This is a genomic window from Mesorhizobium sp. M7A.F.Ca.AU.001.01.1.1, assembly GCF_004022735.1.
GTDB classification, from domain to species: domain Bacteria; phylum Pseudomonadota; class Alphaproteobacteria; order Rhizobiales; family Rhizobiaceae; genus Mesorhizobium; species Mesorhizobium ciceri.
Window position 1 is genome coordinate 1 of record NZ_RZPF01000093.1, and the last position, 7,502, is coordinate 7,502.

Below are 7,502 nucleotides of genomic sequence, written 5' to 3' on the forward strand. Positions count from 1 at the left end.
ACAGGCCGCTTTGCGAAAAGGCATCGAGTTCGGCGACCGGCCAGATCCGTTCACGGTCGCGCCGGGAGGAGTCCTTGACGAATTCGGCGGCGAGCGCATGGGCAACCGCAATCGCCTCGGCGTCGTCCTTGATGATGTGCGCCGGGGCGATCGGCCTTGCGACTGGCGGCACGGCGGCGGAAGCCTTGTCGGTCTTGACGGTCGAAACGGTCATTTCACTGCTCCTTGGGATTTCGATTCAGGCAACGGCGTGGAGATGGGCGGGCTTGGTGGCGGGTGACGCCTGTTGCCCGGGGTTCGATTGACCGAGATAGAAGGCCCTGATGTCCTCGCGCTGGCGAAGCTCGGGGGCCGCGCCGGCGAGAACGGAAACGCCGTTCTCCAGCACCGTGGCATGGTCGGCATATCGCAGCGCCACTGCGGAGTTCTGCTCGGCGACCAGGATGGATAGGCCAGTCTCGCGGTTGAGTTTTTTCAAGCTCTGGAAGATGTCCTGGACGATGATTGGCGCGAGCCCCATCGACGGTTCGTCCAGGACGAGCAGCCGCGGCCGCGACATCAGCGCCCTGCCGATGGCGGTCATCTGCTGTTCGCCGCCGGAGGTCAGGCCGGACAATGTCCGGCGTTTTTCCCGAAGCCTCGGGAAATAGCCGTAGATCCGTTCGAGATCCCCGTTGATCTCGGCGCGGCTGCCGCTGCGGCCGATGCCGCCGGCGATCAGATTCTCCTCGACGGTGAGGCTTTTGAAGCAGTGGCGGCCTTCCAGCACCTGAACCAGCCCGGCGCGCACCAGATCACCCGGTTTGCGGCGCGAGACATCCGAGCCGTCATAGCGGATGGTGCCGGCATTGACCTGGCCGCGTTCGGCCGGCAGCAGGTTGGAGACGGCCTTCAGCGTCGTGGTCTTGCCAGCGCCATTGGCACCGAGCAATGCCAGTATCTGGCCGCGCCTGAGCTCGAAACTGACGCCATGCAGCGCCGTGATGGCGTGGTTGTAGGTGGCATGGACCGTGTCCACAGCAAGAATGACGTCATCGTTCGGCATAGGCTGTTCTTTCGCGGTTCGAAAACCGAACAGGTCGGGCGCCACGGAAACTTGGTCCGCGACGCCCGGCACTGACTGATCAGTTGGTGGTCACAGCATTGGCATCGTCGGCGGTGCGCAGCTTGATGCCCTTCTCGGCGGCGTAGGCCTCGGCGGACTTCTCGATGATTGGCCGCAGCAGCGCCCAGTCCGGCGCGATCCAGTCGGAGACGACGTTCCACTTCTTGCCGTCCCACTGCTGGAAGGTCACGTAGCCTTCGCCTTCATGGTTGTCCCAGCTGACATTGATCGAGTGGAACAGGTCCTTGGCGCCGAGCGCCTCGACCTTGGCCGGATCAAGCTTGAGATGCTCGAAGCCCCAGCGGACCTCGTCGCCGGTCAGCGTGCGGTGGCCGAACTTCTCCTGCGCGATCCGGATCGCCTCGACATTGAGGATGCCGTTGACGATGCCGAGATTGTGGTAGACCGAGCCGATGCGCGCCTTGTCTTCAAGGTTACCCTTGCCGGCGCCGTAGACCGTCTTCACGATCTCCTGAACCACCGGGTAGGAGTTGCCGGAAGCCTGCGTGGTGATGGCGGTGTAACCCTTGGCGGCGTCGCCGGCAGGGATGACATCCTCTTCAGAATTCGACCAGACATTGCCGACGATGTGATCGACGGGATAGCCGACCTTGACCGCCGTCTTCAGCGCCACCGGGTTCATCACACCCCAGCCGCGCAGGACGACGAAATCCGGCTTGGCGCGGCGGATGGTCAGCCACTGCGACTGCTGCTCGTTGCCGGGATGCGGCACCTCGATCTGCTGCACGGTGAAGCCGTATTTCTGCGCCAGCAGCTCATAGATCGGGATGGTCTCCTTGCCGTAGGGCGAGCCGTGATAGAGCACGACGATCTTCTTTCCCTTCAGCTTGTCGATGCCGCCTTCCTTGGAGGCGATGTAGTTCACGATGCCTGATGTCTCGCTGTAGGGATTGAGCAGCAGCGGGAAGACGTAGGGGAAGACACGCCCGTCGGTGGAATCGGTGCGGCCGTGGTTGACGGTGATCAGCGGCACCTTGTCGGCGGTGATGCGGTCAATCATGGCATAGGCGATGCCGACCGAGAGCGGGTTCCAGGCGGCGGCGCCGGCATGGCTCTTCTGCCGCTCGTAGCATTCGACGCCGCGCTCGACCTCGTACTGGGTCTCGCATTCGTCCCAGGTCAGCTTGACGCCGTTGACGCCGCCGTCGCGGATGTTGATGAGGTTGAGATAGTCGATGAAGCCGCCGAAGAAGCCGGTGCCGCCGGCCGCGTAAGGCCCGACGCGATAGCTCTGCAGCGGAAAATATTGTTCGTCGGCGTGCGCGGCGGGCAAGGCCACCGACACGATCATCGCCGCGGACAACGCCGCCGCCTTGATTGTGCTGAGGAAAGTCATGGTCGAGGTACTCCCGGTATGGGCCGTCTTGTTCGGCCCCTTGTTCATTTTCCGATGGGATTCATTTTCAATGCATCAGCTCAAGTCGACTGCCAGGCGAACAGGAGCCGTCTTCGGACCCTGTCCCACAGCGCCACCAGCCCGTCGGGCTCAAGGATCAGAAACAGGATGATGAGCGCGCCCAGAACGATGCGCTGGCTCATGTCGAGCACGCCCGAATCGAAGAGATCGCCGAGCAGGAAGCCGCCGAGGCGCGACAGAGCGAGCGGGAAAACCACGATGAGGGCGGCGCCGAAAAACGCGCCGCGGATCGAAGCCAGCCCGCCGATGATGATGATGAACAGGATTTGGAACGACCGATCGAGATCGAAGCCGTCCGGCTCGACGGTCCTCAGATAGGCGAAGGCCCAGATGACGCCTGCGACGCCGATGATGAAGGACGAGATGGCGAAGGCCAGCAGCTTGGTCTTCAGCACCGGGATGCCGATGATGCGGGCGGCGGTTTCATTGTCGCGGATGGCGATGAAGTTGCGACCGGTCTGCGACGAGACCAGCCTATAGGCAAGGAAGGTCAGGACGGTGACGATTGTCAGCGCGAAGAGATAGCGACCGATGGCGCCGTCGAGCGCGAAACCTGAGATCGACAGTCTCGGCGCGTCGATGACGCCTGACGCCGAGTTGTTGGAGAACCAGCTGAACTTGGTCAGCGCCCATTGCACGAAGAACTGCGCGGCGAGCGTCGATACTGCGAGATAAAAACCCCTCAGCCGCAGGCTGGGCAGGCCAAAGACGATGCCGATCGCGGCGGCGACGATGCCGGCCAGGAAGATGCTGCCGATCGGCGGCAGGCCCTCGACGCGCAGGTTGAAATTATAGGCGGCGAAGGCGCCCGCCGCCATGAAGGCGGCACTGCCCAGCGAGACCTGGCCGGCATAGCCGGTGAGAATGTTCAAGCCCACGCCGGCGAGGCTGAGCGCCAGGAACGGCAGCAGGATGGCCTCGAACAGATAACTTGAGCCGATCAGCGGCACGACACCATAGGCGAAGGCGAGCAGCAGGACCGGTACGACCCATTTCGGCAGCACCGGCGCGGCGACGAAATCGCTTGTTATCGCGGTCATCGTTCAGATCCTCTCAACGAGCTTCTGGCCGAACAGGCCGGAAGGGCGGATCAGCAGGAAGACGAGCGCGACGACATAGGCAAACCAGCTCTCGATGCCGCCGCCGAAATAATCGCCGATATAGACCTCGGCGAGCTTCTCACTGGCGCCGATCAGAAGCCCGCCGACGATGGCGCCGAGGATGGAATCGAAGCCGCCGAGCACCAGCACCGGCAGCGCCTTCAGCACCACCAGCGACAGCGAGAACTGCACGCCGAGGCGTGCGCCCCAGAGCAGTCCCGCCACCAGGGCGACAAGGCCGGCGGCAGCCCACACGGTGGCCCAGATCAAGGGCAGCCTGAGGCCGACCGCGAGGGCCGCGAACTGGTCGTCGGCAACGGCGCGGAAGGAGAGGCCGATGCGGGTGTAGCGGAAGAACAGCGACAGCAGGAGGACCATGCCGGCGGCAACCACCGCGGCAAAAATGTCGAACTGGCTGATCAGCACGCCGCCGATTTCCAGCGGCACGTCCTCGATGCCGAGATCGAGGCCATGGACCTGCGTGCCCCAGATCAGCTGGGCGGCGCCCTCGATGATGTAGGACAGGCCGAGCGTCGCCATGAACAGTGTGATCGGCGGCTTGTTGGTCAGTGGCCGCAGCACCGTGCGCTCGATGGCGACACCCATCGCCACCATGATGGCGAAGGTGACCGCCAGCGCCAGCGCGAACGGAATACCGCGCTCGACGAGGCTGACGAAGGTGAGTGCCGCAAACAGCAGCATCGCGCCTTGCGCGAAATTGAGCACGCCCGAGGTCTTGTAGATGAGCACGAAGCCGATCGCGACAAGCGAATACATGACGCCTGAGAGCAGGCCGCCGACGAGCACTTCGATGAAGAATTGGTAGTCGAAATCGGCGATCATATGCCTGCCCCGTCCTCATTGTCCGAGGCGACGCCGAGATAGGCATCGATGACGCGTTGGTCGTTCCTGACTTCATCGGGCGTGGCGTCGGCGATCTTGCGGCCGTAGTCGAGAACGGCGATGCGATCGGACAGACCCATGACGACGCCGACATCGTGCTCGATCAACACCACGGTGGTGGCGAAACGATCGCGCGCGGCACGGACGAAAGACGCCATCTCGCTCTTTTCGCTCGCTGTCATGCCGGCCATCGGCTCGTCCAGCAAAAGCAGGCGCGGCTCGGCCACCAGCGCGCGGGCCAGTTCGACACGCTTCTGCAGCCCGTAAGGCAAGGTGCCGACAAGACGGTCGCGAATGGCGGTGAGATGGAGGAATTCAAGGATCTGTTCGGCACGGCTGCGTGAATCGCGCTGCTCGCCACGCGAGCGGCCGATGCCGAGCACCTGGCCGGCAAAGTTGGAGCGAACCTTGTAGGCAAGGCCAGAGGCGACATTGTCGAGGACGCTTAGGCCCTTGAACAGTGCGAGATTCTGGAAGGTTCTGGCGACGCCGAGATGGGCCAGCCGCTGCGTCGGGACCTGGGCATAGGAGGTACCGTCGAGCCGGACATGGCCGCGATCCGGCCGGTAGACGCCGCTGATGACGTTGATCAGCGAACTCTTGCCGGCGCCGTTCGGGCCGATGATGGCACGGATCTCGCCTTGGCGGACCGATAGGTCGATATCGGCCAGTGCCACGACGCCGCCAAAGGACAGGCTGATGCCCTGAAGCGAAAGCAACGGAGAGGCGGCGGCAACGGACTCTGCCGGCCTGGCGGCATCTTCGAACGACTGCTCCGGCCGCTGGTCTGACGGCAGGCCGCGCGCAAAGACCTCCGGTGCATAGGCGGAAGCCTCCATCACTCCGAGCGTATAACTGGGCAACGGCATTCCAATCGTCCTCGATTAGGCGCGCAAAATCCTGTTGCCGCCCGACGGATCAGCGCGCCGGGCAAGCTTCGTGCGTGCGGGCCGGCGCCTGTCCGGCGTGCCTATGGGGTGACTATTCCGCCGCCAGCGACGCCGCCGCCTCGGCGTGTTCCAGTTCGCGAACGAGCGGGATGACATGCTTGCCGAAATACTCGACCTCCTCCTGGAAGTGCAGGAAACCGAGCAGGATAAGATCCGCACCCGCGCGCTTCAGGTCGACGACGCGTTGAGCGACCTGCCTGGGGGTGCCGATCAGGTTCGAGCGGAAACCGTCATTGTACTGGACCAGATCGTCGAAGGACGATTTCGCCCAATTGCCCTCACCTTCCGGCGAGGCCTTGCCGGCATTCTTGACCTCATGGCCAAAAGCATTGACCGCGTCGGGATTGGCCTCGGCGATGATTTCGGCGAGCACCGCCCTGGCCTCGTCCTCGGTCTCGCGAACGACCGCGAAGGCGTTGACGCCAACTTTGACGGAATGGTTATTGGCCTTCGCCTTGACTCTGATATCATCGACCTGCTTGGCGATCTCGGCCGGCGTGTTGCCGTTGGTGAAGTACCAGTCCGAGACGCGCGATGCCATGTCGCGCGCGGCGCGCGACGAGCCGCCCTGGAAGATTTCGGGTACTTGCGGCGGTTTCGGCTTCAGCGAATACTCATTGAAGCGGTAGAAATCGCCACGGAAGGTGAAGCTGTCTTCAGTCCATATTCCGCGCAGCGCACGGATGAATTCCTCCGAGCGGCGGTAGCGCTCGTCATGGTCGAGCCAATGCTCGCCGATGGCGTGGAACTCGCCGCGGAACCAGCCGGAGACAAGGTTGATCGCGACGCGGCCGTTGGTCAGGTAGCTGATGGTGGCGATCTGCTTGGCCGCCAGCGCCGGGTTCCATGGTCCTGGCAGGATCGCTGCGATGACCTTGAGCGTCGTGGTCGCCGCCAGCAGATCATGGCTGAACGCCACCGATTCATGCTGTTCGTCGGCGCCGTAGCCGGCCGTGAAACGTATCTGGCTAAGCGCGTAGTCGAAGCCGGCCTTCTCGGCGATCTGCGCCAGCTTGCGATTGTACTCGGCAGAATGGTTGGTGCGCTGCTCGATGTTGGAAATCACCAGGCCGCCCGAAACATTCGGCACCCAGTAGGCGAATTTGATCGGATCGGCTTCTGCATGTGCCATGAACTGTCTCCCATTCAGGCCGTGTCGTTGATCGCTCCGGTCGCGCCGGCTCTGATATTTATTATGTTTATAGAATATATATACAAAGAAGGATTTTCCGTTTTTGGGGCGCTCTTGGGACGGAAATACCAATTTTCGCTGCCGAACCCGGCCCGCAGGTGTCAGCCCACGTGTGGACGGTGCGCGGCATTGGGCCGATGGCCTGCGCTGACGGCAGCGTTACCAGCAGCTTGGCAATTTCAACCGCGACCGCCTGGGCATGGCGGGCGACTTCCGGCAGACCCATGAGCTCGCCGAAAGTCCCTCGTGCCAGCGGGCCGGCGACCAGGAGTGTCGCGACCGCCGCGCCGTCCCGGCCGATCGCGCGGCTGTCGAGACCTGTCTCGATGCCAAGCCCATATTGGTCCGTCCTGATCAAGCCGGCTTCCGCCAGCGAGCTTAGCGCCGGGTTCAGCTGCAGCGCCTGCCCATGGGCCGGACCGGTGGTGTTGATGACGGCAGCGAAGCGCATCGTCTCGATCCGGGTCTGCCCGCGCCGTTGAAAGCTGACAGCCAGGCTGCCGTCCTCGTCGTTCGACGCGACAAGCCTGGCGGCAATGGTGTCGACTGTACCGGCGGCATGACGCCGGTCGAGCACCGCGGCGACCTGCGGCGCGATCCTGAAACGATGCACGTCCCAGAACACGCGCAGCTGGCGCACCAGCCTTGCCCGCTCCGGCGGCGCAAGTGCGGCCCACAGCACCGGCCCCTGGAGGCGCAGCTGATCGAAGACCGACTGCCAGTTGACATTGGCGGCGCGCGCGGCCGCCAGCGTCGCGCGAATGGTCTTGAGCAGGCCGAGCGCCGTCGTGGCCGGCGCGGATGCAAAGTCGCC

General features: G+C 63.7%; 6 protein-coding genes and 2 pseudogenes. All 8 read right to left on the bottom strand.

From position 1 onward, the window contains the following. Nucleotides 1–214 (bottom strand): annotated as a pseudogene (locus EN884_RS08335) (SfnB family sulfur acquisition oxidoreductase); the annotation flags it as partial. A gap of 24 nt (nucleotides 215–238) precedes the next feature. Then, nucleotides 239–1,045, bottom strand: a complete 807-nt coding sequence (locus EN884_RS08340) for an ABC transporter ATP-binding protein (RefSeq protein WP_024501876.1) — start codon at nucleotides 1,043–1,045, stop codon at nucleotides 239–241. A gap of 79 nt (nucleotides 1,046–1,124) precedes the next feature. Continuing rightward, nucleotides 1,125–2,462 carry an ABC transporter substrate-binding protein gene (locus tag EN884_RS08345; RefSeq protein WP_013528156.1) on the bottom strand — a complete coding sequence of 446 codons (1,338 nt, stop codon included), beginning with the start codon at nucleotides 2,460–2,462 and terminating at the stop codon, nucleotides 1,125–1,127. Between the two features lie 80 nt (nucleotides 2,463–2,542). After that, entirely contained in the window at nucleotides 2,543–3,583 is a 1,041-nt protein-coding gene (locus tag EN884_RS08350; protein ID WP_063169860.1) for a branched-chain amino acid ABC transporter permease, read from the bottom strand. 3 nt (nucleotides 3,584–3,586) lie between these two features. Then, the gene (locus EN884_RS08355) at nucleotides 3,587–4,486 is read right to left on the bottom strand and encodes a branched-chain amino acid ABC transporter permease (RefSeq protein ID WP_032898718.1); all 900 of its coding nucleotides are present in this window, start codon (nucleotides 4,484–4,486) and stop codon (nucleotides 3,587–3,589) included. After that, complete coding sequence (locus EN884_RS08360; RefSeq protein WP_063169859.1) at nucleotides 4,483–5,415, bottom strand: ABC transporter ATP-binding protein; 933 nt, start codon at nucleotides 5,413–5,415, stop codon at nucleotides 4,483–4,485. Before EN884_RS08360 ends, EN884_RS08355 begins: the two co-directional genes overlap by 4 nt. 112 nt (nucleotides 5,416–5,527) lie before the next feature. Then, entirely contained in the window at nucleotides 5,528–6,628 is a 1,101-nt protein-coding gene (gene sfnG, locus EN884_RS08365; protein ID WP_063169858.1) for a dimethylsulfone monooxygenase SfnG, read from the bottom strand. Between the two features lie 67 nt (nucleotides 6,629–6,695). After that, nucleotides 6,696–7,502, bottom strand: a pseudogene (locus EN884_RS39420) (hypothetical protein); the annotation flags it as partial.

Bases quoted from the DNA above. Each gene is read 5' to 3' on its own strand.
- EN884_RS08340 (WP_024501876.1), bottom strand. From the start codon at position 1,045: ATGCCGAACGATGACGTCATTCTTGCTGTGGACACGGTCCATGCCACC.
- EN884_RS08345 (WP_013528156.1), bottom strand. From the start codon at position 2,462: ATGACTTTCCTCAGCACAATCAAGGCGGCGGCGTTGTCCGCGGCGATG.
- EN884_RS08350 (WP_063169860.1), bottom strand. From the start codon at position 3,583: ATGACCGCGATAACAAGCGATTTCGTCGCCGCGCCGGTGCTGCCGAAA.
- EN884_RS08355 (WP_032898718.1), bottom strand. From the start codon at position 4,486: ATGATCGCCGATTTCGACTACCAATTCTTCATCGAAGTGCTCGTCGGC.
- EN884_RS08360 (WP_063169859.1), bottom strand. From the start codon at position 5,415: ATGCCGTTGCCCAGTTATACGCTCGGAGTGATGGAGGCTTCCGCCTAT.
- sfnG (WP_063169858.1), bottom strand. From the start codon at position 6,628: ATGGCACATGCAGAAGCCGATCCGATCAAATTCGCCTACTGGGTGCCG.